Source organism: Bacteroides cellulosilyticus (assembly GCF_020091405.1).
In the GTDB taxonomy this organism is placed as follows: domain Bacteria; phylum Bacteroidota; class Bacteroidia; order Bacteroidales; family Bacteroidaceae; genus Bacteroides.
Genome location: NZ_CP081903.1, coordinates 1,613,597 through 1,639,280 on the forward strand (window position 1 = coordinate 1,613,597; position 25,684 = coordinate 1,639,280).

Genomic DNA, 25,684 nt, shown 5'->3' on the forward strand with positions numbered 1-25,684 from the left:
CCTAACGATAACATTACGATAACATTCATCCTCATGCCCCTGCCCTATCTTTGCAACATCAAAAGTAACGAAATGTATAACTTAAAAAATAAAACGATTATGAAAGCTTTAGTATTATCAGTAGTATTCGCATTGACATCAGTAGTAAACGCAGTAAGTGGTAACAATGTAAAAGACTTCGCCTACAACAGTGAGAAACAGGAAAACGGTGTAGAAACCCAGACAGTCTACAAAGTAAAAGAAGGCAAGTACCTGGAACGCCACCTGCAATACAACTACACACATGATGAAAAAGGACGTGTATCCGCAAAGGAAATCCTGAAATGGAACCAGGACAACAGCCGTTTCGAAAAGCAGTATTGCCTCAACTTCAGCTACACCGACAACGAAGTAAACGTGGAATATGTAGCATGGAACAGCAAAGCCGGTGATTACACAAATGTGAAAGCCAAAGCCGTTTATCAGATGAACGAGAATGGCATGAACTACATGGCTTACAACTGGAATGAGAAAAACAACTCCTGGAATCTGGTAACAGAACACAATGCGACAAATTGGAACAACGCTTTGCTGGCAAACAGATAATTACTCTAACAAGAATTCTCTCTTACAGTTTCCAATGAAAAAACGCGGCTGCCAAAAGATAATCGACAATCTTTATAGGCAGCCGCGTTTGCAATTATTACTTAAAGTCAGTCTTCGTGTTTAGAATATTCAGAAAATTCGCAACCAAACTCTTCTACCATCATATTATCCATCTCATCGGCTTTCAATGCCAGATTCACCAGATTAGTCAGGATTTCATCTTCCGATGCATCCGTAATGTCAGACAGATGTACACGATATGCTATGTAGATCTGGCGTCCTTCAATACCGAGTTTGTAAGGACTGAAATCTTCACCCAGGATATAATCGAGCACCCTTTCCACCTCTTTCTTTGGCAACAGATTGATAGGAGAAACAGCAAACAGATAAGTATTTTCATAAACAAAGATACGCACTTCGGAACTGCCTTTATGGAATGTCCAGGAGTCATAACCGTCACGCGCAAGGATCGGATTAACTCCCATCTCACGGATGGCACGTTCGCAGAAGGTACTCAATGAAGACGGTTCGCGCTCTTCAAAGATACCCTCGGGCAGCTTTTCGCCGCATGAAGGGCAGAATTCTTCCTCTTCCGATATCAGCTCGTCACAACTGTCGCACTGCACCTGAAAAGCTGTACGGTCCACAGCCTCCACAAATTCAAGCAGCTTCCGTAATGCTTCTACACGGATGCCGAAACCCATATTGTCGGCATTACTCAGCTTACTCACCGTTACACCTACCACTTCGTTCTTTTCATTGAAGATAGGACCGCCGGAGTTACCGGGATTCACTGCCGCATCAGTCTGTATATAGTACTTTCCATCCACCAGCTGTTTGGGCGAAGACACAGAGCCTTCGGTCACCGTAAAAGGCATGCCATAAGGATAACCGGCCACACAAACCTTTCCACCGATGGACAAGGAATTATCTCCTGCCAGATTCAGGGAAGGCAGAGCTGAGAAATCACCGTCTACGGACAGCAGGGCTATGTCCAATGAAGGGTTCACCAGTACCACCTTAGCCAGATAAGGATTCCGGTCATTATCATGTACCGCCACTGCATGAAAGCCTTTCACCACATGGTAGTTCGTCACAAAAAGATCATAGTCTTTCAGATAGAAACAGCTGCCTGATCCACCTGCATGGGTTACTTTGAAAACCAACTGATATATATTGTTCTGTTCCATTGATTCATTATTTTTAATCTGTTATTGTTGTCCGCCAAGTGCCTGTTGCATCATCTTCTGTTGAAGTTCCTGAGCCAGACGCATATACTCGGCCATATCTCCCCTCATCATGGCAGCCTGCATATCGGCCTGCGCCTTCATGATTTCCTCTTGCAGAGATGCTGCCATACCCTGTATTTGCTCGATGGCTTCTGCCGATATATCTTCCAGGTCATCTTCATCCGGTTCCAGGTCACCTTCCATTATTTTATCCATCGCATTGTAAAGGATTTCAGATGCATCCTCCATCGGCTTGCCGCTTGCTTTTTCAAGCGCATGCGAAAGAATTACGTTAATATCATCCTGCACATCATTATAGAAGTAAGCCTCATAGAAAATATAGAGCAGACGTACCGTACTCCGCTCATAATTTTCCGTCTGAATGGCTTCAGTAGCTTCTTTATAGACACTCATAAAGTTCTCCTGCATATTCTTCAGAGACGAACGGCGCTTGGTAGACACCAATGTATCTACGAAATAAAGGTCAGCCGCCAGTTCCTCCTTAGGCATGGCGAGCAATTTCTCAAGGAAAGCCTTTCCTTTCGCTACCACCTCGGCAGTAGGCAGTTCGGCATCCATATCGTCCACCGCTTTATCAAGATCATTCAATAACTGGCCTTGCGGACGGGCAAAGTAGGAAATCTGATAGAAAGTTGTATCGAGCACATTCCAGGAGTAGCCATATTTCCGGTCGGCATCATACTCTTTCACGGCTTCCAGTGTTTCGCGGCCCAAGATTTGCAAACCTTCATAAATGCGGTCTATCTCTTCCTGCGGATAAGGGGTGACCTGCGGCTCATAGCACCGCGTAGCACCGAACTTCGTACAGAACTCGTCATCATATTTATCGCCGATGTGGCAGATATTCTGTAACACGAAGTACATCTTATGGGGATGGCTCTGCGAGAGAGAACACGTGTACTCCATTCTCAACTTGTCATTGTCCTTCACAAAGCGAGGCAACAGCAGCTTGTTCAGATTCAGGTCTGCAATCTGTCGAAGCATGGCTACACGCCCTTTCTCGGGCAAGTTCAGGAAGTCGGCACTGATACGGTAAAATCCGTCTTTTACAGAAATATGCACCAGTATAGAACCGTGGGGAATATGAAATTCAGTACCATCCGCATTGCCATACTTCGTCCGGAAGTCCGCATTCAGGTAATCCAGCAAACTGTGGAAAGCTTGCAGGTACTCGCCTTGGTTATACAAGTCCACGCTCTTTTCGTAAGCCTCCGTATGAATGGAACTTTGCGTGGAGTCCACTACGGGAGGAATAAATGTAAGTGTTTGTTTCATGTTATAATATGGTTTTAAAGGATATCTGTCACCTGACAGGCAAGGTTTATATCATTGTATATCTCTTCAAGCAGATGTTCATTGTCCAGTGCCCGCTTGCGAAGGCAGAGGAAACCGTCGGGCATCACTCCCGCATAATAAAAAGTACCTTTGTTGAAAGAAAGCATCATATCGTGCCCGAATGTTTCGCGCAAACGGGTAATCCGGCGCATGACCGCCGGTGTCAGTATCATACGGGCGGTTACTTCGTCATCGGCATAAACCACGAAATACTTCTCGAAATCCGGGTCTTCCAGATGAACGAAGCGGGCATTATAGCGTTTCTTCAAGCCCTGGATATTCTTTGCCAGATAGCCGGCCTTTTGTTCCAGATGGTCGGGCAGGATAATCGTGCTGCCCTTAAAACTACGCTCCAGACGGCACCAGCCAAACATCCCGCGGAAGTTATGCGCACTACTTTCGTACCTGGAGGCGAACAGCGGACGGAGCACATAACGGTAAAGCATCACCAAATAGCCTGTTACAGAGTTCAGTTCCAACTTATTCATCAGTCCATAGGAAACCCCTATATCGGCTATATAAAGGGTACGATCTCCCCGCGGCACTTCCAGATAAGCATAGGTGGTAGCCGCCAGTGCCGGATCAGAGAAAGAAGAATTAAAGAGCCTGCTACCGGATAATATACGCTGGTCCAGTTGCGAAGAGAAGGAGAAAAGAACGGATGGAAACATAGCAGACATAATGCTGCGCATGATATCATTTTCCTGCCCTTGGAATTTCATAAGAGAGCGGCTGAATGCGAAGTTCAGCACAATAAATCCCATAAAGACCGGGAAAATGTATTGCGTAACCACACTGTAGTTCTCTAAGCCGATATATCCAACAAGATAGCCCCCAAACAGGACGAACATCATCCAGCAAAACACAAAGAGATAGACTATGATGCTCAGAATACGAACAATCTTCTGCCAGAAATATACACGGGACAGTTCGGTACGAAGCCTTTCGGAAAGGCTTCTGAAGTCAATTGATTCCATATTACGTCTACTACTTTAAAAGTGCACTGACATCCACATTCCGCTGCTCCTGCTCGGGAATATCAATCAGTTCTTCCTGATGATGATTCTGCCGGCCGGCTACGATGGAAGAGGGAAACATCTCAATGGAGTTATTATAGTCGGTGACCGCAGCATTATAGGTGCGGCGTATGGCTTGCAGTTGTAATTCCATATCTTCAATGCTCCTTTGCAGTCGGGTGAACTGCTCGCTTGCCTTCAGTTCCGGGTAATCTTCTACGGATAATTGAAGTTTGGAGATTAAAGAAGAAAGCTCATTACCGGTTTTTATCTGTTCATTCTCCTGTGAAGGCTGAAAAGTTCGTGAACGAAGTTCCGCGATACGGGTTAGCGTCTCATTCTCATGCCCCATATAGGACTTTACGGCAGCTACCAAATTCGGTATCATATCGTTCCGCTGCTTCAATGCCACGCAAATGCCGCTACGGCATTGCTTTACCCGATTCCGTTTTGCAATCAGATTATTGGCAGTCCAGATATACCAAAGTACCAATAAGATGGTAAGGGCTATTCCGATATAAAGAAGTATTCCCTGATTTTCCATAATTTTACTTTCTGATATAGATTAATAATAGTTGTATCGTATCTACTTACGAGAACGGAACAAAAATAAGAAGATAGACATAAAACAGGAAAGAAACAGGGGGGACAAATAAAGAGTCTCATTTTTATTATAAATCTCTGTTTTTCAACTGATTATTATTACCAAGCAGAGAAGAAGCAAGGGGATATTTTCAATTATAAGGGGAATAGTCCAATAGAATAACAGACAAAACTAAGGATAATGATCTAATTCATGCTGGAAAAGTTACGAGCTACCGGCTACAAGCTACAAGTAGCTGCGCTATATTCCGAAAGGTACTTGTAGCTCGTAGCCTGTAGCTGATTCATAACCATACAGAAAGGATTTGCCAGCAAGTTTTATTAGCTCTTTATACCTTACTAAACTTGCATATCGACTTATAATCGTTAACCTAAAGATAACATTGCGATAACATTCCTTCTCTCCCTGCCGCCTTACCTTTGCAACATCGAAATAACCCCAATGTATCACTTAAATAATAAACAAGCCATGAAGAAATTTCAGAAAACAGGAATCGAATTTGCAAAAGGTATTGCAATCGTTTTGGCAGCTTACGTATTAATGGGCACAGTCAATCCTGCATACACAGGACTCAAACACGCCATTGCAAATATATTCTTCAATTAATAAAAAGAACAGATGATGAAAGCGGATATCTCAATTGTACAAAGCAAGAAAGGAACTGAAATCATGGTTTCGGGAAATAAGATCAACAAGTATGGAATACTGGCTGCAATCCTTTTTACAGTACCCATACTGCTCTTATTCCGATGGATACACGGAGAAGATATGGCTCATGTATCATTACTGATATTCTGGTCGTGCGCCCTGGCAGGCTTTGGAGTAAATCTATTGCTTCATGCACTATTCTTCGGAATCTTTTCGCCTAAAGGTTTCCGGTCCATCTCTTTCGTAAAGCATAAGGGAGGCATACGCTTCTGCCACTGCAACGAACCCATCAGAATGTGGCAATATCGCACAACCTGCTTCTTACCTATTCTGTTGTTAGGCATCCTTCCGCTTTTGTACGGCATGGCAACAGGGAATTATTATTTCACATTATTCGGAACATTCTTACTTATCGGTAGCATGGACGACATCTGCATCCTCTGGAAACTGCGTTCATTCGGCAAAGATGCATTTATCAACGACTGTTCACAGGAGTTGCGATTCCATATATGGTAATGTCAGGATCGTGCCGGAAAATAAAGAGTAAACTCACTGAAACGGCCTTCTTCACTCTCCACTTCTACCCTGCCCTCATGTGCCAGCATCACTTGCTGCACATAGTTCAAACCTAAGCCAAAGCCTGTGGCTCCCCCTTTACTACTGCGTGCTGCCGCCGCAGAGCGTTCAAAACGATTGAAGATACGCGACTGGTCTTTCAAGGAGATACCCAACCCGTTATCGCATACTTTAATTTTGCAGACTCCCCTCTCCGACTCACAGATTATATCTATTTTCACCTCTTCACAAGAATACTTGATCGCATTGTCCAATAAGTTTCCCAGCACTTCACGCAGGCAGAAAGCATCCGCATAGACCGTCTCACAGCGATGATAAACCGTATTGAATTCCACCCTCTTACCGGCTTTCAGAGAAATCTTCGCAACCAGATCATCAATCAACGGACGCAGGGAAACATCTTCCTTATGCAGCTCCAAATGCCCTTCGTCCAATTGTGTCAGCATCAATACCCTGTTCGATAAAGCCAGCAGATGCTCGCTTTCTTCCGTCATCACCCGTCGGTATTTCTCTTCTTTTTCAGGCTTATCCGCCAGTTTCCCCCCTGCCAGCACATGTGCCGCCATCAGTATGGAGTTCAACGGAGATTTCATATCATGAATCATAGCGTAAGTAAAGTCTTTCTGAAACTGCTCCAGGCGATGTTGCATCCGAAGCACTTTCACCTGACCGAAGATACAATCGAGCATTACCAGGAATGTAATCCATAAGGGCAGCAAAAGATACCAGATAGAAGTCGCCACATAACGATAAGGGTTCTTCACAACTCCCTGCACGCAAAGCGTACTATCTTCTTTCAAAGGAATAAACTGAGAAGTATAATCACCATACTTTGGGGAGGCGTATCCAACCTCTGTAACCGTACTGTCCGAAGAACGGAGAAACTGGCGAATACCACTACGCGACTTCATGCCCAACCGGCTCAAATGCCCGGCAAATACCGAATCCAGGAAGAAAGAAGACATAGGTATCTCTACACTGTCCTGATTGATTCTCTGCTGCACGATCAAGGCTGACCGAAGGCGATAGTTTTGGTCAATCGTGTTATAGGTATGTACCACAAACAAACGGTTTATCACATACTCCGATTCCTTTCCCCGCAGAAACTTCTGTTGCTCTTTAGCGAAAGGAGTCTCTTCTAAAATGCTCACATCTTTGTACGCCCCTACTTTTGTGACATGTGAAAGGAAATGTCGATAACGATTATACATCACCTCATCATAGAAAGCTGCTTCAAAACAATCATTCACCTGATAAGCAGTCTCACGGGCAGCTGTACGGTACAAATAGGCAAACCAAGCTACCATCAACAAACAACTTGCCAGCAGACTGACTATGAAGAATACCTTAAATGAATGTTGTTTACGGGCCTGACGTTTCCGTTCCTCTTCTTTAGCCATGGAAAGTGTTTGCTCCGTCATATCCAGAATCTGCCTGCTCGATGTTTCTATGGCCTCCCACTGTTGTTCGGGAATCTGCCGGCGCACCTTACCTATCGGCAATCTCATTTTCTCCGCCAAAGCATAGAAAGCAGAGCGCTGTTCTTCAATCCCCCGGCGCTGGCTGATGATATATTTCATCTGCTGTGCCCAGCTGTAAATGAGGAAAGCAGTCAATAACAAAGTAGGAAGGAACAGGAAAAACACATCCTTTACAAGTGGAAGGAAAGGAGAAATGATGGCAGCTTCTATCGCTTTCCCCTTACCTTCATTCAGCCATGCTTGCTCCGAAATAACCGTTTTGAAACGTCTGTAAGCGGAATATTTACTGTGATCTTCTACCGAATCAATCCATACGGTCCTATCGATGTTCTTCCATTTCAGCTTCTTTTCCAACACCTTCTCCATCTCATCCAAAGGTATCTCCACATGATAAGCATCTTCCAGGAAAGAAGCCACTTGCTGATATCCAAGAAATACCAGTTCATCATAAGACATCTTTTCATCTCTGCGGATGTACGAATAACAAGGTATGGTATTGTCAGGAAAAGGCAGGTTATTCACCTGGTTATCCACCGTTTCTATAAAAGCCTGCCGGAAACATTCGTTCAGTGTACGCTTCGCCTCATTTTTATAGCTGTCATAAGCATATATCATGCCTCCCAATTGTATCACCACAACGAGAAACAATCCTATGATAGAGAGGATATAGAGTGAACGAAGCTTCATCTTGCTATTGTTTGGGGGACAAAGATAACGTTTTCAACATCCACTTCCATACAGGAAGAACATGAATCGTATATTCACCAGCATTTTTACCCTTATAGTAATGCAGACTTCCCTGTACCGGCAAATTCCAGCGTAAATAAAAATAAACGGCATTCTCAAGCAACTTGCCATTATCTTCACTTTGAGGATTAAGCAACACAGAGCGTAAACCATTATCAATGCAATAATATTTCTTATCTCCACTACTCTCTTTCACGAGTGAGGGTTCATATTTCGTTAACGGGAAAAACAGATATATACTTCCACAGGTAATCCTGCCTGGAAACCTGCAATCAACTGTTTTAGTAATTCCTTCTTCTTCATAAAGACATTCTATTTGATTTCTTTCCCTCTGAAAAAGATAAAAATACAAAAAACTTTCTTTTTGAAAAAGAAACATCTGCTAAATTCTAAAAAACATCAGATTTACCAAGATACAAAGTGACTTTGCAGTTGATAAAATCAACGGGATTTCTGCGTTAACCTAACGATAACGTTACGATAACATTCATCCTCATCTCCCTGCCCTATCTTTGCAACATCGAAAGAAACAAGAATGTATAACTTAAAAAATAAAACGATTATGAAAACTTTAGTAGTATCAGTAGTATTCGCATTGACATCCGTAGTAAACGCAGTAAGCAACAACAACCTGGAAGGTTTCGCTTATAACACGGAAATGAACGAAGGTCGCGTAAAGACGGAAACTGTATTCAAAGTAGAGAACCGGAAGTATCTGCACAATCATTTGCAGTATAACTATTCGTACAATGCCGAAGGACGCATATCAGCCAAAGAAGTATTGAAATGGAGCAAGGAGAACCAACGTTTTGAAAAGCAATATTGCCTGAATTTCTCTTATGACGGAACAGATATAAACGTGGAATACGTAGCATGGAACAGTAAAATGAACGCTTACGCTGACGTGAAAGCTAAAACTGTTTATCAAACTGTTTATCAGATAAACGCAATGGGGGCAAATTATCAAAGCTACAAATGGAACAAGAAAGATAATTCCTGGAACCTGACAGCAGAACACAGCACGCAAGCGGAAGAAATTATGTTGTTTGCTGAAAAATGATCCGTCGGTTATTTTCTTCCTGCTATATACACCCCACACATAATGCAACCTGCACCAATCAGCGCAATGATCGTCAGATGTTCATTCAGCAGAATTGCAGACCCTACCAAGGTAAACAGCGGATTGAGATAGATATAATTGGAAGCACGCACCGTACCGAGATTTTTTAGCACCACATTCCAGACTGCGAAACAAACCAGCGAAGCAAGTACACCTAAAAATAGCAGGTTCAACAAGACAGAAGGTTCCAAAAGCAAGGAAAGGTCTGCTTGCCAGGGCTGGAACAAGAAAACAGGAAGTATGCTCAATATCCCATAGAAAAATATCTTACGGGTAATAAATATAGTATTGTATCTCCCTGTCATCTTCTTCATTATCAAGCTATAAAATGCCCAGGAAAGAGCAGCAAGCAGAGTCAGGAAATCGCCCAACGGAGATATTTTCAAAACAAAACTCCCATTATAAACCACCATTGCCACCCCTACCAATGCCATCAGTGAACCGCCTATCAAAGTGCGGGTAGCTTTCTCCTTCTTATAAATCATCAGTGAAAAGATAGTGGTGAGCAACGGAGCCGTACAAACAATAAACGCCACATTGGTAGCCAATGTAATGCCCAAAGCCATATTCTCCGTCAGAAAATAGACGGAACCGCCCGTAATACCACCCAATAACAACCAAAGTTCATCTTTCCAGTTGTTCGCAAACAGTTTGCGGGGAGATATAAACCAGATACCAATATAGGCAATCAGAAAACGAAGCAAGAAGATCTCTTTCGGAGAAAGTCCATTGGCAATTAAAACTTTGGTGGAGATAAAGGTTAATCCCCACACTCCTACGGTGAAGATCGCTATCAGATGATAGGTGTAATTTTTCTTCTCATTCATACGTTCCCGATAAATTGCAGGCAAAGATATACCATTTCTACTTTTTGTACAATAAAACAAGGGATTTAATAGACGCCGGAAACGTTTTTAATAAATAAGGGTGACGTTTTTTAAAAACTTTACCCACGTTTATTAACAACGTGATTAGAGTGCTTTTCAGCAATTCGGCATAAAAATAAACAAAAAAAGGATGCAATCTTCTCAGACTTCATCCTTTGAAATATCCTAAAAACACTTTTGTGTAAAATCCTATTGAATTAACTTAGCCATTTTTTGTATTACATTACTTGAATTAGTTTTAATAAGCACATCACAAATATAAGCAATAAAAATTACTTTGTCAAGTATTTATTTATATTTTTTCCATCTTTTCCGCTACTTTATCACTAAACAGGAAAAAACATATATTTTCAAATGTTCCGCTACCTGTCTGAAACGTATCCGAACCGTACTTGCTCCGTACATTCTTCGGTCAAAAGTACTTCTACACGGAGAAAGTACGGCTTTGGTACGGAGCAAGTATATCCCTGGTACGGTCCGGACAAATACTTTTTTGTTGTACTAAGCTATGAATCTGAAAATAAACCCGTAAATTTGCACCGTTTAATAAAGTATATAACTAAGTATCAACCATAAAATAACGAAAGAAAACCATTATGGAGTACAATTTCAGGGAGATTGAAAAGAAGTGGCAGAAAAGGTGGGTGGAAGAGAAAACCTACCAAGTGAAGGAAGATGAGACGAAGCAGAAGTACTATGTACTAAACATGTTCCCCTACCCCTCCGGTGCGGGCCTACACGTAGGACACCCGCTGGGATACATCGCTTCGGACATTTATGCTCGTTACAAACGACTGCAGGGCTTCAATGTACTAAATCCCATGGGATATGATGCTTACGGACTTCCCGCCGAACAATATGCTATACAAACAGGACAACATCCTGCAATTACTACGATCAACAATATCGACCGCTACCGTGAGCAGTTGGATAAGATAGGTTTCTGTTTCGACTGGAGCCGCGAAATACGTACCTGCGAACCGGAATATTATCATTGGACGCAATGGGCATTCCAGAAGATGTTCAACAGCTATTATTGCAATGATGAACAACAGGCCCGCCCTATCGAAGAGCTGATACAGGCTTTCGAGCAAGTAGGTACCAACGGCATGAATGTGGCTTGTGGCGAAGAACTCAGCTTCACTGCCGAAGAATGGAAAGCCAAGAACGAGAAAGAGAAACAGGAAATCCTGATGAACTATCGTATCGCCTATCTGGGTGAAACGATGGTAAACTGGTGTGCCCAATTGGGTACGGTTTTGGCCAACGATGAAGTGATAGACGGTGTATCCGAACGCGGAGGTTTCCCCGTAGTTCAGAAGAAGATGCGTCAATGGTGCCTTCGCGTTTCTGCCTATTCACAACGCTTGTTGGACGGACTGGATACCATCGATTGGACAGATTCTCTGAAAGAAACTCAAAGAAACTGGATCGGTCGCAGCGAAGGTGCCGAAGTACAGTTCAAAGTAAAAGACAGCGATCTGGAATTTACCATCTTCACCACTCGTGCAGATACGATGTTCGGTGTTACTTTCATGGTGTTGGCCCCGGAAAGCGAATTGGTAGCCCAACTGACTACTCCTGAGCAAAAGGACGAAGTTAACGCTTATCTGGAACGTACAAAGAAACGTACCGAACGTGATCGTATCACAGACCGCAGCGTGACGGGTGTATTCTCCGGAAGTTATGCCATTAATCCTTTCACAGGTGAGGCAGTGCCCATCTGGATCAGCGACTATGTACTTGCCGGTTATGGTACAGGTGCCATCATGGCTGTACCTGCACACGATAGCCGCGACTATGCTTTTGCCAAGCATTTCGGATTGGAGATCCGTCCGTTGGTAGAAGGTTGTGATGTCAGCGAAGAAAGCTTTGATGCCAAAGAAGGTATCGTTTGCAACTCTCCGAGACCTGATGTAACTCCTTACTGTGATCTTACATTGAACGGACTGACCATCAAAGAAGCTATCGAAAAGACCAAGAACTACGTAAAAGAACATAATCTGGGACGCGTAAAGGTGAATTATCGTCTTCGTGACGCTATCTTCTCCCGCCAGCGCTACTGGGGTGAACCGTTCCCGGTTTACTACAAGGATGGAATGCCTTATATGATCGATGAAAGCTGTCTGCCGCTTGAATTGCCGGAAGTTGCCAAATTCCTTCCTACCGAAACCGGAGAACCACCGTTGGGACATGCTACCAAATGGGCTTGGGACACCGTAAACAAATGTGTGGTAGAGAATGAAAAGATAGATAACGTTACTGTATTCCCTCTTGAACTGAATACCATGCCGGGCTTTGCAGGTTCCAGCGCTTATTATCTGCGTTATATGGACCCGCACAACAACAAAGCATTGGTTGATAAGAAAATAGATGAATACTGGAGAAGCGTCGACCTCTATGTAGGTGGTACGGAACATGCTACGGGGCACTTGATTTATTCACGTTTCTGGAATAAATTCCTGCACGATGTAGGAGTGTCTATCGTGGAAGAACCGTTCCAGAAGTTGGTGAACCAAGGCATGATACAGGGACGGAGTAACTTCGTTTACCGTATCAAAGATAGCAACAAGTTCGTTTCTCTGAATCTGAAGAATCAGTACGACACTACCCCACTCCATGTGGATGTAAATATCGTATCCAATGATATTCTGGATCTCGAAGCTTTCAAAGCATGGCGTCCTGAATTTGCCAACGCTGAATTTATCCTGGAAGACGGTAAATACATCTGCGGCTGGGCTGTGGAGAAGATGAGTAAATCCATGTTCAACGTCGTTAATCCCGATATGATTGTTGAGAAATACGGTGCGGATACATTGCGTATGTACGAGATGTTCCTCGGTCCGGTAGAGCAATCCAAGCCTTGGGATACGAACGGTATCGACGGTGTGTACCGCTTCATCAAGAAGTTCTGGTCACTGTTCTACGACCGTAACGGAAACTATATGGTGACGGATGAGCCTGCAACCAAGGAAGAACTGAAATCTTTGCATAAACTGATTAAGAAAGTAACGGGTGATATTGAACAGTTCTCTTACAATACTTCCGTCAGTGCTTTCATGATCTGTGTAAACGAGTTATTCAGCCTGAAATGCAGTAAGAAGGAGATATTGAATCAACTGGTTATCGTATTGGCTCCTTTCGCTCCGCACGTATGTGAAGAGTTGTGGGATACACTGGGCCATGCAGACTCAGTTTGCGATGCCAAGTGGCCTGCTTACAACGAAGAATATCTGGTGGAAGATACAATCAACTACACCATATCTTTCAATGGCAAGGCACGCTTCAATATGGAATTCCCTGCTGACGAAACATCAGAAGCCATTCAAAGCACCGTATTGGCAGATGAACGTTCGGCTAAATGGATGGAAGGCAAATCAGTAGTGAAAGTGATTGTCGTTCCGAAGAAGATCGTAAACATTGTTATTAAATAACATAAGTTACGAGCTACAAGAGACAAGTCAACTTGTCTCATTTACCTACACTTGTAGCTCGTAGCTCGTAGCTTGTAACTAACTAATATGCAAATTACAAAACCAACCAAAGCCGAAATGATGAGAGAGTTGCGGGACTATATCTTCATCACTGTCGGTCTTATCAGTTATGCCTTGGGATGGGCGTTGTTTCTGATTCCTTATCAGATAACGACGGGCGGTACTACAGGTATCGGTGCAATTATCTATTACGCCACGGGGTTTCCTATCCAATGGTCATACTTCATCATCAATGCTGTCTTAATGACATTTGCCATTAAAATACTGGGTCCTAAATTCAGTATTAAAACCACATTCGCCATCTTCGGGCTGACATTCTTTTTATGGTTTTTCCAAATGCTTGTAAACGGTCCAGACAATACACCACCACTTATACTGGGACCGGGACAGGACTTCATGGCTTGCATGATAGGTGCCGTGATGTGCGGTGCAGGCCTCGGAGTCGTATTCAATTGCAACGGAAGCACGGGAGGAACGGATATCATCGCCGCCATCATACATAAGTATAAAGACGTCACACTGGGACGTATGGTGATGCTTTGCGATGTGGTTATCATCAGTTCCTGTTACTTCGTATTCCATGACTGGAGACGCGTGATATTTGGTTTTGTAACTTTGTTTGTTATCGGTTTCGTATTAGACTATATTGTGAACAGTGCCCGCCAGTCCGTACAATTCTTTATCTTCTCCAAAGAGTATGAAAAGATTGCCGACCGTATTACGAAGGAGACACACCGCGGCGTAACCGTTCTGGACGGTATAGGATGGTACAGTAAACACAATGTAAAAGTACTCGTTGTATTAGCTTATAAGCGCCAGTCAATTGATATTTTCCGTTTGGTGAAAGACATTGACCCGAACGCATTTATCTCTCAAAGTTCCGTTATCGGAGTCTATGGAGAAGGTTTCGACCGGTTGAAAGTGAAATAATACTTTATCTGAATATGCTTTTTTCTTCATCCAGATAAACAGATGTAATGGAAGAAGCATCCAAAATGCTGTGAAACATGAAACTCGTAGTGACATGTTTCACAGCATTTCTTTTCATAGCTTCTATTTTCTGAGGAAACAAATTTTCATACTTAACCGAATACCATACAAAAGCTGCCGGATAATGAAGCGGTTCATTATCTTCCGCATGAAGATATTTTTCGTTTTCTCCCAAAGATTCTCCATGATCGGAAAGATAAATAAGAATAGCTGTTTTATCTCTCAGTTCTTCAATCAGCTGATGCAAAAACCAATCAGTATATATGATAGTATTATCATAAGAATTTATAATAGCCTCCCGAGTACTTGAAGAGATATTTTTTGAACGGAGAATAGGAGAGAAAACTTCTTTTTCAAAATGAGAATTATACCACCAATGTGAACCTATCGTATGGAGAACAACCAACTTCCGTGGGTTTGAATATTCTAATTCTTTCAAATAAGAAGGCAATAAAGCTCCATCCAGCCATTTATCAAACATATACACATTCTTTCCCTCATTAGCATATATCAATGTATCGGCTTCATACATAAAATCCGAATAAGTATTTACAGGTTCCTGACTAGCAAGCCAGGATGTGCGAAAACCAGCCTTTTTGAAGAGAGAAATAAAAGATCGTTCTGTTTGTGCTCTTTTATCATCAATACTGTCTGCTCTTGTCAAGATAACCGGCAGACTGGTGTGCGTAAAAACCTCTTTAGTATAAACATTGGAGAAGGAACAGATCTGCACATCAGATGTAAGTAAAGGAGTGGTATTTCTTCTATATCCGTTCAGTTGCAAATGGTCGGCACGTAATGATTCCCCCAATACCACAATTGCAGTTAAAGTATCCACATCACAACGAATATCTTCCTTAAAGTCAATTCGTGTACCTTGTGTCTGGCGTTGCAACGTATAATCTTTCAATACATAAAAGAAAGAAGCCGGCATACGCCGTGATACGGAACCGGATAATTTTCCCACACCATGAAACACAAATAATAAACATAAGGAAGATACTATAAAAAGTTCCCATTTATTTACTTGTATTTTGCTGAAACGCCAATATACAGCAAACAAGGAATACAGCAAGGCAATCAGAACAAACAGAAACAACTTAAAAGTCATAAAGCCTATTCCGAAACCTGCATCATTTACTACAATCAGATCAATCAGCATCGGAGTTAGCGTAATATGAAGCGAATAGCGAAAATAAGCAAAAATGCTACTAAGTAACACAATAGCAGGAAAAGAAACACAGAAAACATATCTGTTGACTCCTAACAAAAGAAATAAGGGAAATGAAGCTAAGGTGATAATCCCCCATTGCAATACAAGTATCAGACAATCAGTAAAACCGGAACAAGGAATATCCAGAAATTCCCATATAACAAAGAGAAGTCCGTAACCTATAGTTAAAGACAATATGAACAAAGCATATTTTAGGTCCTTATTGAAAAATATTCCCTTCATCTTTTGTACTTTTGCACAAATATACAACGATAAATAATACCAATTATTATGAAAAGAAAATTTGTATTTGCCACAAACAATGCACACAAATTGGAGGAAGTTACTGCCATTTTAGGCAACAGGATAGAACTCCTTAGCCTGAAAGACATTCACTGCCACGTAGACATTCCCGAAACAGCAGATACCTTGGAAGGAAATGCCTTGCTGAAAGCTCAATACATTTTTGAAAACTACCAGATGGATTGCTTTGCCGATGACACCGGACTGGAAGTGGAAGCACTGAATGGAGAACCTGGAGTTTATTCTGCCCGCTATGCCGGAGACGGACACAATGCAGAAGCAAATATGCTGAAACTCCTGCACAACATGGAAGGAATAGAAAACCGGAAAGCACAATTCCGTACAGTATTTGCCCTGATTATTGACGGAAAAGAGCACTTGTTCGAGGGTTTTATAAAAGGAGAAATCATTAAAACCAGACGAGGTAATTCGGGTTTCGGATACGATCCGATATTTGTACCCGAAGGTTACTCGCAAACTTTTGCAGAGATGGGCAATGAATTGAAAAATCAAATAAGCCATCGCGCCATAGCCACAAACAAACTCTGCAAATTCCTCAATAGCATACAATAAACCCATAAATATAGAGTTATTAGTTTGTAAGTGTGTTGCTTACAAACTAATATAGCTCTGACCTTTTTATGAGATTTTTATATATACTTTTATTCAGCTTATGCATTCTATTGCCCGTTAATGCACAAAACGCAATAGGAGAGTGGCAAACTTACCTTTCTTATCACACCCCCACCCGCAGTGAAGTCATAGGAAGCAAACTCTTCATACTTGCAAACGGAGATTTGTATGCTTATGATAAAGAAGATACCAGTATACGAACTTATTCAAAATCTTTTTCGCTAAGCGATACGGAAATATCCTATATTGCTTACCAATCAGCCTATAAGTTATTAGTCATTATTTATTCCAATGCGAATATAGATTTATTAGTGAATGAGGAAGATATTTATAATCTTCCCGATTATAAAAACAAGAATATGACACAGGACAAGACAGTCAACCATGCTTGTTTTTATAAAGAATACACGTATTTATCCACTGCCTCGGGTATTCTTTGTATTAATCTGAAAAAGCGGGAAATCAGCAATTATTATCCCTTGAATAAAAACGTTCTGGCATGCAACGTATCGGAGAATTATCTTTATGCAGCTACTTCCGAAGGATTGTTCGCAGGACTATTAACTGAAAATCTATTAGATATTAACAACTGGAAAAAGGTTTCGGACGATACCTCTGAATTCCTTTCTAAATACAAGGACATTCCCTTTAAAGAAGAAATACCGGAAAATATAACGCCAAACAGTCCTATACGTAACTATCCATATTATATGAATTTTACCGGAGAACGATTATTAATAACCGGGGGCGGACATATAGCAAACAGACTGGATCGTCCAGGTACTATCATGACATTTGAAAATAATACCTGGAACAGTTTTCAGGAAGAGGGTATCAGTGAACAAACCAAACAACGGTATGATGATATCAATTGTATCGTTCAAGATCCTCAGGACAATACTCATCATTTTGCGGCATCAGCAGGAGAGGGGATTTATGAATTTAAAGATGGGAAGTTTATTAATTGGTACAGTATGCATAATAGTCCGTTGGAAAGTGCACTGCCAAACAGTGATTCAAAACATAATTATGTACGCGTAAATGGACTTATCTATGATAAAGATAATAATCTCTGGATGGTAAGTTGCGGTGTTGCTAAAAATCCGGTACAGGTATTAAGAAAAGATGGAAGCTGGGTAAGTCTTCATTATCCGGAAGCCATGGAAAGAAGTAATTTCGGACGGACTATCTTTGATAAAAGAGGTTGGCTGTGGGCTACTTCTTCACGTATAGAATCAGGAGGATTATTCTGCTTGAATTATAACGGCACTATTGCAGATACTTCGGACGACCAACACAGGTTCATTACCCGGTTCACTAACCAAGATGGAACCCTTTTAGAACAACTGGCGGTTTATTGCATTGCCGAAGATAAAGAGGGAGCTATCTGGATAGGTACTAACAAAGGTCCTTTGATACTGAATAACCCTTCTCGTTACTTTAATGATAACTTCTATTGTACACAAATTAAAGTTCCGCGCAATGATGACAGCGGCTTGGCTGATTTCTTATTGGTGAACGAAGCGATTAATGCCATTGCAATAGATGGTGCCAACAGAAAGTGGATAGGTACGGCGTCCAATGGAATTTACCTGATAAGTGCGGATGGAATGGAAACGATTCATCACTTTACGGAAGAAAACAGTCCGCTGCTTTCCAATAGCATCGTATCTATTGCCATACATCCCCGTACCGGTGAAGTCTTCATCGGAACAAGCAAGGGACTCGTTTCTTATCAAAGTGACGCTACAGAGGCTGAAAACAGCTTTAAAGAGAGTAATGTACGTGCTTATCCTAATCCGGTACGTCCGGACTACAGCGGAGTGATTACTATTACGGGAATGGTTTACGACAGTGATGTGAAGATTGTAGATACTGCCGGATATCTTATTTACCAAGGTACTTCCCTGGGAGGGCAATTCACCTGGGACGGAAGAAACAAACAAGGTAGGAGAGTGGCCACAGGAATATATATGGTGCTTGCCGCAGACAGTGAAGGAAAAGAGGGGATTGTTACGAAAATTGCATTTATAAGATGATAGGAGATTATTCTCCTATCATCTTTAACATTACTCTACAAACTGTCCTGAAGATATATTCACTTTAATAGTATATGTTTTCATTGGAGCATCTATGGATGAAATTATAATTTCATACTGCCATATATTGCCATTATTTCCAACATATTTTATATATTTACTATCATTATTTAATGACGTAATATTCAAGTATTTCTCTATTTTAGAAATATGTATTTCCCATATATTCTTACCTTCCTTAAAATTTATTCTCAATATTGAATTGGATGAAATACAAATAGCCTCTTCTAATGAAACTGGAAAAGCTCCTCCTTTATAACTGAAAGTTTCTGGAGTAGAATGATCTTTTGGTATACTATATTGTAAATTTCCATCCGTAGAATAACATTTATCTTTTACGAATATATTATCTCCATACCACTTCATTATAAAAATCCCATTAGATGTATTATATAAACGTTTAGATAATAATACACCATTAGAAACAAAATTTAGATAAGAAGAATAATCTGGATTTATATTACCAATATTTATATTACCAGTAGTACAATAAAAAAATAGAATGAACCCATTATTGGTTTTCAAAAACTTCGTAGGAATAAATCGTTCACATTTGAAAATTTTACCTGTATTATTTGTTTGAGTAGTATCAAAAGCCTTTGAATCAACCCATTCTACTATCTTATTATAATCTTCATCAAAGCATGCGTACCATAGCTTGTCGTTCTTTAGTCCCATAAATCCAACCAAAGAGTCTTCATTATCAATAGCTTTCATATAATAATAAGTCAGATATTCAATATTTGAAGAGTAATTTCCAAAATATTTTTTATATACTTCATCTACTTCAGATGAATCATCATTATCATATATAAATTCAGTATCATCACTTTTTGTACATGCTATAAAAAAGGATGTTACCACCATATTTATTAGTATAAAATATAAATATTTTTTCATATTCAATAATATGTATTAATTATTTATCGGTAAAAATTACCTCATCTTAAACCGTTTTAAATAAATGAGCTTACTCTTATAATCCCAACTTTGCCGAAATCTCCAGCATCCTCTTGATAGGCTTCACTGCTTTCTCAGCTATTTCAGGATCTACTGTTATTTCCGGAGATTCGTCTTTCAAGCAATTATAAAGCTTTTCCAGCGTATTTAATCTCATGAAGCTACATTCATTACAGGCACAGGTGCTATCGTTAGGAGGGGCCGGAATAAACGTTGTTTGCGGACATTTCTTCTGCATCTCATGAAGGATGCCCGATTCGGTAGCAACAATATACTCTTTCTCGGGATGATTCACTGCATACTTCAACAATGCTGCCGTTGAACCTACCACATCAGCCAACTTCAGAACTACACTCTTACATTCGGGATGTGCCAAAACCACTGCATCGGGATGCTGCGCCTTTAATTCAACAATCTTTTCAACCGAGAATTGTTCGTGTACATGGCATGCGCCGTCCCATAATAACATATTGCGCCCCGTGATAGAGTTAATATAATTCCCCAGGTTTCTGTCAGGACCAAAGATTATTTTCTCATCTTTGGGGAAACTTTCCACGATCTGCTTCGCATTGGTAGAAGTTACCACAACATCTGTCACTGCTTTCACGGCAGCTGTCGTATTTACGTAAGATATCACCGTATATCCGGGATGCTCTTTGACAAACTGACTGAACTTGTCCGCCGGACAACTGTCTGCCAACGAACAACCGGCTGCCATATCAGGAACCAGCACTTTCTTATTCGGACAAAGCACCTTGGCCGTTTCACCCATAAAGTGAACACCGCACATCACAATGATATCCGCTTCCGTTTTGGCTGCCCATTGAGCCAATGCCAGACTATCGCCGACGTAATCGGCTATATCCTGTATTTCCCCCTTCTGGTAATAGTGCCCCAGAATAATCGCGTTCTTCTCCTTTTTAAGTTGCTTGATAGCTTCTATGAGATTATTCATAATTATATTTTTTATTTCTCTTTCTAATTTAAAAATCCTTTGATGGTGATGATAGGCTGTTAATAGTGTCGACAAGTAAATACGATTTTTCTTGCCTATGAAGTTATTAGTATGAGATAAAACTTTATTCGTACGTTATCAACGGGCAAATAAAAGGTATATCTCTTGATAATAAGCCATCTATAAAACTCTTTCAACACCTTGTTGATAAAGTGCAAAGTTAATAACTTTATAGTTATAAACCGGTGTAATAGGGCTGAAAAATGTGTTTATATAACCTCGGAAAGTTTCTCTTAACTTTTTTGGAATGTTCATTCTGGTGGGTGCATATACGTTATTTTGAATATTGCAAGAATTATTTTTGAATTTCTTTCCCTACTCTTTTGACAGCTTTTCAACGGTTATTAACAGGGATGTGAACGGAAAGAAGTATCTTTGCAAATCAATCTATTAATAAAAGTCATTTAAAGAGTATAGCTGTCATGCGTAAACTGAAAATAACAGAACTGAATCGTATTAGTATAGAGGAGTTTAAGGAAGCTGAGAAGCTGCCCTTGGTGGTGGTATTGGATAATATCCGCAGTCTTCATAACATTGGTTCTGTATTTCGTACTTCGGATGCTTTCCGGGTGGAATGTATCTATCTGTGTGGCATTACAGCTACTCCGCCCCATCCTGAAATGCATAAAACAGCTTTAGGTGCTGAATTCACTGTCGACTGGAAGTATGTTGATAACTGTGTTGAAGCTGTTGATAACCTTAAAAAGGAAGGATATACTGTTTATTCCGTAGAGCAGGCGGAAGGTAGTATCATGCTGGATGAGCTGTCTTTAGACCGTACTAAGAAGTATGCGGTAGTTATGGGAAATGAGGTGAAAGGAGTTCAGCAGGAGGTTATTGACCATTCCGATGGATGTATTGAGATACCCCAATATGGTACGAAACACTCATTGAACGTATCTGTAACTGCCGGTATCGTTATCTGGGATTTATTCAAGAAACTGAAATAACAAGGTGTTGATAAATTGTTTGAACAGGGTTCAAACAGTGGTTATTATGTCCTTATCAATAGAGAAATGAACAATGGTTCATAGTAGTTTTCAACATAGATAAGTGATTGAAATACATGGTTTTCTATAATGACTACTTTTCATTACTAACAGTGTTCTTAACATCATATCAACAGGAGGGTTCAAACTATGAAAAAGGTTTTATTAATTCTTTTATTCTGTATTTTCCATAGCTGGAATGGTAAAGCGCAAGCGGACTTTTATTCGTTGCAATCATTGGGCGACAGGTATATTTATGACTCTGAATATTTTGATGATTCACGTGAACTGCAAGTATACCGGAGTGGGGTAGATGCTACTTTGAAGAGTGATTCATTGTTGACTATCTATGTATTCGATGCTCAATATCCGCCTACTTTCAATTTGTTTTGTTCTACCTTTGAATTGTTGTATCCGGGTGTTCCCTGTATAATCGTTGGTATTTCGAATCCTAACAGGCAGAGTGAATTAACTCCTCCTTATACGGATGAAGAATCGGTAAAGGGGTATGATGATCCTGGGAAGGCGGATTCTTTATTGTTATCTCTGGAAAAAGAAATTATTCCTTTTATAAAGAGCAGATATAATACGGGTTCGCGGAATATACTGGTAGGACATTCGTTAGGCGGTACGTTTGTGACGTATGCTTTACTTAGCAACCCCGGTTTGTTTCAATGTATTCTGTCTGTATCTCCTAACTATATGTATAGCAGGAAGATGATGATTGATAAACTTTCAGAATTTACTAAAGAGTACAAAGGGGATAATCAACTTTATATGTATCTGGCAAGCGGGAAGAAGGATAAAATAGAAGAGTTATTTAAGCCTACCACAGAGGAGGCAATAAAGATTTTATCCGCTTGTCCGAAGATTGTTTTGAACTATGATTCTTTGAATATAGAAAAACACAGTCATACGATCTTTGAAGGTTATTACAGGGGGCTGTTGGGATTGAAAAATTACATAAATAAGTAGTAGGATATTTCTATTTTAAAGCTGTCCGCTTTCTACCAGCAGAATAACCCGTTCGGTAAGCGCATCATCTCCTGTGGGATCATATTGCTTTTTCAGACTGGCACCGAACAGTGCGGCGAAAGTCTGATAGAAACCTGCTTTAAAAGGTCCCATGAAGGCTTTTACCAGTTCGTAACCCGTGGAATTGGTTTGGCGATCCACTAACTTGATTAATAACTTTCCTTGAGAGAAAGAAAGCTTTTTCATGCGTGGAGTATATTGTTCTTTCAGGCTTTTTTCTACTGCTTTCATGTGTTTCTGACGGCTCTTCTCATCAGGCAAAGTCATCATATATTCGTAAGTTTCAATAACTGCACGGTTGATTTCTTTGGAGATAGGCAATACCTTCTTTACGTTATATACCAGTCGGTTATATTCATTCAACTGTTTCTTGTTCTTGAATTTGAGAGGTTTGAAGATATAAACGGTGGGTATCTTTATATACGGGATAGTGTCTCCTTCGTAAACGCACATAGGAACCAAGTATCCTTCGGTTTTCGTTTCCTGTGCCTGGCATAAGGAAGTCCCGAACAGAAGGAAGACTACGATGATGAATATGTTCAGTCGTGCGTTCATGCCACAAAATTAAGTGTTTATCTTTATATTTGGTCTGATTGTCGATGTTTTCCTTGTCGTGTTAACTTATTTATGGTAATTTCGCGACAATTAAACTTATTTACACGAATGAAATTACTCAAGTTGGGAGTTTTTCTAAGTATGCTGTTGATGACTCCTGTACTTGAAGCTCAAAATACAAGTGTGTCCTTGTGGGAAGAGAATATAGAGCAACTCTCTATGGATGAAGAAGAAAAGAACTGGGAAGATGAACTTGAAGAGCTCTCCAATCGCCTGCAGGAACCTGTTAATATCAATGTTACTACTAAACGTGAATTAGAGCAATTTCCTTTTCTTTCGGATATTCAGATTGAAAATATCTTGGCTTATGTGTATATACACGGGCAGATGCAAACCATTTATGAACTGCAATTGGTGGAAGAAATGGATAAGCATACCATCGACCTGCTTCTTCCTTTTGTTTGTGTACATCCTATTCCTGAAAAGACAGGTTTTCCCCGGTTGAAAAGTCTGTTGAAATATGGTAAACAGGAGGTATTAACCCGGCTGGATGTGCCTTTCTATACCCGTAAAGGTTATCAGAAGAATTATCTGGGACCTGCAATGTACCACTCTCTAAGATATGGGTATCGCTACGGAGATTATCTCCAGATGGGAATTACGGCTGAAAAGGATGCAGGAGAACCTTTCTTTGCCCTGCATAATGAAAAAGGATATGATTATTATTCTATCTACTTTCTGCTTCGTAATCTGGGTAAGTTGAAAACGTTGGCATTGGGAAATTACAGATTAAGTTTCGGGCAAGGGCTAGTAGTCAGCACTGATTTCCGTTTAGGGAAAACTTATTCTCTCTCAACGGTGGATAACCGTAGTGGTGGCATCCGGAAGCACAGCTCAACGGATGAATATAATTATTTCAGGGGTGCTGCGGCAACAGTGGAGGTTATTCCTGCACTTCAGTTATCTGGTTTTTATTCACATCGTTCTATGGATGGAGTCATAGAAGGGAATGAAATTACCTCTATTTATAAAACCGGATTGCATCGTACGGAGAAGGAAGCGGATAAAGTAAATGCTTTCACTTTACAGTTGATGGGTGGAAATATTACCTATGAAAAGAACAATCTAAAAGTAGGAATGACAGGCATTTACTATTTTTTCAACCGGAGTTATCAACCGGAGTTAAGAACCTATGGCAAGTATAATTTGCAAGGGAATTACTTTCATAATGTAGGTGTAGATTATAAATATCGCTGGAATCGATTTACTCTGACAGGTGAAGCAGCTATGGGCAAACAAGGTTATTCACTGTTGAACCAATTGAAATATAATATATTAACCGGTTATCAACTGTTGATTGTTCATAGATATTATAGTCATGATTACTGGGCAATGTTTGCACGTTCGTTTGGTGAAAGTAGTACGCCGCAAAATGAAAATGGCTGGTATCTGGCTGCCGAAGCATCGCCTTTGGCACATTGGAAATTCTTCGCTTCTCTGGATTTATTTTCTTTTCCCTGGTGGAAATACCGCATCAGTAAACCGTCGCAAGGTGTGGATAGCATGTTTCAGTCAATCTATTCTCTTAAGCGAAATTTATCTATGTATGTTAACTATCGCTATAAGCGAAAAGAGAGAGACGTAGCGGGAACGGATGGAAAAGTTATCCTTCCTACTTATCAGCACCGCCTTCGTTACCGACTGACTTATTCACCGGATCATCTACAGTTACGAACAACGGTGGATTATAATCATTTTCATTCCCAGGGGCAGGAGGGAAGCCAGGGATATCAGTTTACACAATCCTGTTCGTATGCTTTTTCTTTTCCGCTGAAGATATCTGTGCAGGGTACTTATTTCCATACGGATGATTACGATTCCCGTATTTATGCTTCCGAAAAAGGTCTGCTTTACACCTTCTATACGCCTTCGTTTTATGGACAAGGATTTCGCTTTTCTGCCTGTGCCCGGTATGATGTGAACAAAGCTTTTATGTTCCTTGTTAAATTCGGGCAGACCATCTACGAAGACCGTGAGAATATTGGTTCGGGTAACGACCTGATACAAGGAAACAAAAAAGCCGACTTACAAATGCAGCTTCGTATAAAGTTTTAGATTGGAAATAGACGGTTATCTTATTTATTTCATA

Annotated in this window: 22 protein-coding genes; 11 read left to right on the forward strand and 11 right to left on the reverse strand. The window is 40.7% G+C overall.

Translation table 11 applies throughout. From position 1 onward, the window contains the following. Positions 1-33: 33 nt before the first annotated feature. On the forward strand, positions 34-585 hold the full coding sequence (locus tag K6V21_RS05540) for a DUF3836 domain-containing protein (RefSeq protein ID WP_118477226.1): 552 nt from the start codon (positions 34-36) through the stop codon (positions 583-585). Between the two features lie 107 nt (positions 586-692). Here K6V21_RS05540 and K6V21_RS05545 read toward each other — a convergent pair whose 3' ends face one another. The 4 genes from K6V21_RS05545 to K6V21_RS05560 are packed head-to-tail and all read right to left on the reverse strand — an operon-like array spanning position 693 to position 4,730. Next, positions 693-1,775 carry a trypsin-like peptidase domain-containing protein gene (locus K6V21_RS05545; protein ID WP_007661178.1) on the reverse strand — a complete coding sequence of 361 codons (1,083 nt, stop codon included), beginning with the start codon at positions 1,773-1,775 and terminating at the stop codon, positions 693-695. 21 nt (positions 1,776-1,796) lie between these two features. Further along, complete coding sequence (locus K6V21_RS05550) at positions 1,797-3,110, reverse strand: hypothetical protein (protein WP_224321160.1); 1,314 nt, start codon at positions 3,108-3,110, stop codon at positions 1,797-1,799. A 14-nt stretch (positions 3,111-3,124) separates the two neighbouring features. Then, positions 3,125-4,147, reverse strand: a complete 1,023-nt coding sequence (locus K6V21_RS05555) for a DUF3137 domain-containing protein (RefSeq protein WP_118216263.1) — start codon at positions 4,145-4,147, stop codon at positions 3,125-3,127. Between the two features lie 10 nt (positions 4,148-4,157). Further along, positions 4,158-4,730, reverse strand: coding sequence for a LemA family protein (locus K6V21_RS05560; protein ID WP_224321161.1), 573 nt, complete (start codon positions 4,728-4,730; stop codon positions 4,158-4,160). Positions 4,731-5,258: 528 nt separating this feature from the next. Between K6V21_RS05560 and K6V21_RS05565 the strand changes: the two genes are divergently transcribed. Then, on the forward strand, positions 5,259-5,396 hold the full coding sequence (locus tag K6V21_RS05565; RefSeq protein ID WP_224321162.1) for a hypothetical protein: 138 nt from the start codon (positions 5,259-5,261) through the stop codon (positions 5,394-5,396). 12 nt (positions 5,397-5,408) lie between these two features. Then, a complete protein-coding gene (locus K6V21_RS05570; protein WP_224321163.1) occupies positions 5,409-5,954 on the forward strand; it encodes a metalloprotease family protein in 546 nt (181 codons plus the stop codon). Between the two features lie 2 nt (positions 5,955-5,956). Here the strand turns inward: K6V21_RS05570 and K6V21_RS05575 are convergent, their stop codons facing one another. Next, the gene (locus K6V21_RS05575) at positions 5,957-8,182 is read right to left on the reverse strand and encodes a sensor histidine kinase (protein ID WP_224321164.1); all 2,226 of its coding nucleotides are present in this window, start codon (positions 8,180-8,182) and stop codon (positions 5,957-5,959) included. Between the two features lie 4 nt (positions 8,183-8,186). Continuing rightward, complete coding sequence (locus K6V21_RS05580) at positions 8,187-8,621, reverse strand: DUF4143 domain-containing protein (protein WP_224321165.1); 435 nt, start codon at positions 8,619-8,621, stop codon at positions 8,187-8,189. Positions 8,622-8,804: 183 nt separating this feature from the next. On the opposite strand from K6V21_RS05580, the gene K6V21_RS05585 reads away from it, so the two are divergent. Continuing rightward, positions 8,805-9,302, forward strand: a complete 498-nt coding sequence (locus tag K6V21_RS05585; RefSeq protein WP_224321166.1) for a DUF3836 domain-containing protein — start codon at positions 8,805-8,807, stop codon at positions 9,300-9,302. Between the two features lie 8 nt (positions 9,303-9,310). Here the strand turns inward: K6V21_RS05585 and K6V21_RS05590 are convergent, their stop codons facing one another. Beyond that, on the reverse strand, positions 9,311-10,189 hold the full coding sequence (locus tag K6V21_RS05590) for a DMT family transporter (RefSeq protein ID WP_224321167.1): 879 nt from the start codon (positions 10,187-10,189) through the stop codon (positions 9,311-9,313). A gap of 656 nt (positions 10,190-10,845) precedes the next feature. On the opposite strand from K6V21_RS05590, the gene leuS reads away from it, so the two are divergent. Further along, positions 10,846-13,683, forward strand: coding sequence for a leucine--tRNA ligase (gene leuS / locus K6V21_RS05595; RefSeq protein WP_224321168.1), 2,838 nt, complete (start codon positions 10,846-10,848; stop codon positions 13,681-13,683). Between the two features lie 87 nt (positions 13,684-13,770). After that, entirely contained in the window at positions 13,771-14,673 is a 903-nt protein-coding gene (locus K6V21_RS05600; protein WP_044262751.1) for a YitT family protein, read from the forward strand. Between the two features lie 4 nt (positions 14,674-14,677). Here the strand turns inward: K6V21_RS05600 and K6V21_RS05605 are convergent, their stop codons facing one another. Beyond that, positions 14,678-16,189: a phosphoethanolamine transferase gene (locus tag K6V21_RS05605; RefSeq protein WP_224321169.1), complete on the reverse strand. Its 1,512-nt coding sequence runs from the start codon at positions 16,187-16,189 to the stop codon at positions 14,678-14,680. A 48-nt stretch (positions 16,190-16,237) separates the two neighbouring features. Here K6V21_RS05605 and K6V21_RS05610 point away from each other — a divergent pair, with 48 nt between their 5' ends. Together K6V21_RS05610 and K6V21_RS05615 are read left to right on the forward strand one after the other, a co-directional pair. Further along, positions 16,238-16,822 carry a non-canonical purine NTP diphosphatase gene (locus K6V21_RS05610; protein WP_224321170.1) on the forward strand — a complete coding sequence of 195 codons (585 nt, stop codon included), beginning with the start codon at positions 16,238-16,240 and terminating at the stop codon, positions 16,820-16,822. A gap of 68 nt (positions 16,823-16,890) precedes the next feature. Continuing rightward, positions 16,891-18,921: a two-component regulator propeller domain-containing protein gene (locus tag K6V21_RS05615; protein WP_224321171.1), complete on the forward strand. Its 2,031-nt coding sequence runs from the start codon at positions 16,891-16,893 to the stop codon at positions 18,919-18,921. A gap of 30 nt (positions 18,922-18,951) precedes the next feature. Here K6V21_RS05615 and K6V21_RS05620 read toward each other — a convergent pair whose 3' ends face one another. Both K6V21_RS05620 and nadA read right to left on the reverse strand, forming a co-directional pair. Continuing rightward, positions 18,952-19,881 (reverse strand): hypothetical protein, encoded by a 930-nt coding sequence (locus tag K6V21_RS05620; RefSeq protein ID WP_224321172.1) that lies wholly within the window; start codon positions 19,879-19,881, stop codon positions 18,952-18,954. 76 nt (positions 19,882-19,957) lie between these two features. Continuing rightward, entirely contained in the window at positions 19,958-20,995 is a 1,038-nt protein-coding gene (gene nadA / locus K6V21_RS05625; RefSeq protein ID WP_074435085.1) for a quinolinate synthase NadA, read from the reverse strand. Positions 20,996-21,378: 383 nt separating this feature from the next. Between nadA and K6V21_RS05630 the strand changes: the two genes are divergently transcribed. Then, on the forward strand, positions 21,379-21,906 hold the full coding sequence (locus K6V21_RS05630; protein WP_007211408.1) for an RNA methyltransferase: 528 nt from the start codon (positions 21,379-21,381) through the stop codon (positions 21,904-21,906). 189 nt (positions 21,907-22,095) lie between these two features. Further along, complete coding sequence (locus K6V21_RS05635) at positions 22,096-22,920, forward strand: alpha/beta hydrolase (RefSeq protein ID WP_224321173.1); 825 nt, start codon at positions 22,096-22,098, stop codon at positions 22,918-22,920. 15 nt (positions 22,921-22,935) lie between these two features. On the opposite strand, the gene K6V21_RS05640 is transcribed toward K6V21_RS05635, so the two are convergent. Further along, entirely contained in the window at positions 22,936-23,535 is a 600-nt protein-coding gene (locus K6V21_RS05640) for a DUF4294 domain-containing protein (RefSeq protein ID WP_007211410.1), read from the reverse strand. A gap of 108 nt (positions 23,536-23,643) precedes the next feature. Here K6V21_RS05640 and K6V21_RS05645 point away from each other — a divergent pair, with 108 nt between their 5' ends. After that, the gene (locus K6V21_RS05645; protein WP_224321174.1) at positions 23,644-25,650 is read left to right on the forward strand and encodes a helix-hairpin-helix domain-containing protein; all 2,007 of its coding nucleotides are present in this window, start codon (positions 23,644-23,646) and stop codon (positions 25,648-25,650) included. The last annotated feature ends 34 nt before the right edge of the window (positions 25,651-25,684 follow it).

Excerpts from the sequence above, each read along its gene's own strand:
- K6V21_RS05540 (WP_118477226.1), top strand. The coding sequence starts at position 34 with ATGCCCCTGCCCTATCTTTGCAACATCAAAAGTAACGAAATGTATAAC.
- K6V21_RS05545 (WP_007661178.1), bottom strand. The coding sequence starts at position 1,775 with ATGGAACAGAACAATATATATCAGTTGGTTTTCAAAGTAACCCATGCA.
- K6V21_RS05550 (WP_224321160.1), bottom strand. The coding sequence starts at position 3,110 with ATGAAACAAACACTTACATTTATTCCTCCCGTAGTGGACTCCACGCAA.
- K6V21_RS05555 (WP_118216263.1), bottom strand. The coding sequence starts at position 4,147 with ATGGAATCAATTGACTTCAGAAGCCTTTCCGAAAGGCTTCGTACCGAA.
- K6V21_RS05560 (WP_224321161.1), bottom strand. The coding sequence starts at position 4,730 with ATGGAAAATCAGGGAATACTTCTTTATATCGGAATAGCCCTTACCATC.
- K6V21_RS05565 (WP_224321162.1), top strand. The coding sequence starts at position 5,259 with ATGAAGAAATTTCAGAAAACAGGAATCGAATTTGCAAAAGGTATTGCA.
- K6V21_RS05570 (WP_224321163.1), top strand. The coding sequence starts at position 5,409 with ATGATGAAAGCGGATATCTCAATTGTACAAAGCAAGAAAGGAACTGAA.
- K6V21_RS05575 (WP_224321164.1), bottom strand. The coding sequence starts at position 8,182 with ATGAAGCTTCGTTCACTCTATATCCTCTCTATCATAGGATTGTTTCTC.
- K6V21_RS05580 (WP_224321165.1), bottom strand. The coding sequence starts at position 8,621 with ATGTTTCTTTTTCAAAAAGAAAGTTTTTTGTATTTTTATCTTTTTCAG.
- K6V21_RS05585 (WP_224321166.1), top strand. The coding sequence starts at position 8,805 with ATGAAAACTTTAGTAGTATCAGTAGTATTCGCATTGACATCCGTAGTA.
- K6V21_RS05590 (WP_224321167.1), bottom strand. The coding sequence starts at position 10,189 with ATGAATGAGAAGAAAAATTACACCTATCATCTGATAGCGATCTTCACC.
- leuS (WP_224321168.1), top strand. The coding sequence starts at position 10,846 with ATGGAGTACAATTTCAGGGAGATTGAAAAGAAGTGGCAGAAAAGGTGG.
- K6V21_RS05600 (WP_044262751.1), top strand. The coding sequence starts at position 13,771 with ATGCAAATTACAAAACCAACCAAAGCCGAAATGATGAGAGAGTTGCGG.
- K6V21_RS05605 (WP_224321169.1), bottom strand. The coding sequence starts at position 16,189 with ATGAAGGGAATATTTTTCAATAAGGACCTAAAATATGCTTTGTTCATA.
- K6V21_RS05610 (WP_224321170.1), top strand. The coding sequence starts at position 16,238 with ATGAAAAGAAAATTTGTATTTGCCACAAACAATGCACACAAATTGGAG.
- K6V21_RS05615 (WP_224321171.1), top strand. The coding sequence starts at position 16,891 with ATGAGATTTTTATATATACTTTTATTCAGCTTATGCATTCTATTGCCC.
- K6V21_RS05620 (WP_224321172.1), bottom strand. The coding sequence starts at position 19,881 with ATGAAAAAATATTTATATTTTATACTAATAAATATGGTGGTAACATCC.
- K6V21_RS05630 (WP_007211408.1), top strand. The coding sequence starts at position 21,379 with ATGCGTAAACTGAAAATAACAGAACTGAATCGTATTAGTATAGAGGAG.
- K6V21_RS05635 (WP_224321173.1), top strand. The coding sequence starts at position 22,096 with ATGAAAAAGGTTTTATTAATTCTTTTATTCTGTATTTTCCATAGCTGG.
- K6V21_RS05640 (WP_007211410.1), bottom strand. The coding sequence starts at position 23,535 with ATGAACGCACGACTGAACATATTCATCATCGTAGTCTTCCTTCTGTTC.
- K6V21_RS05645 (WP_224321174.1), top strand. The coding sequence starts at position 23,644 with ATGAAATTACTCAAGTTGGGAGTTTTTCTAAGTATGCTGTTGATGACT.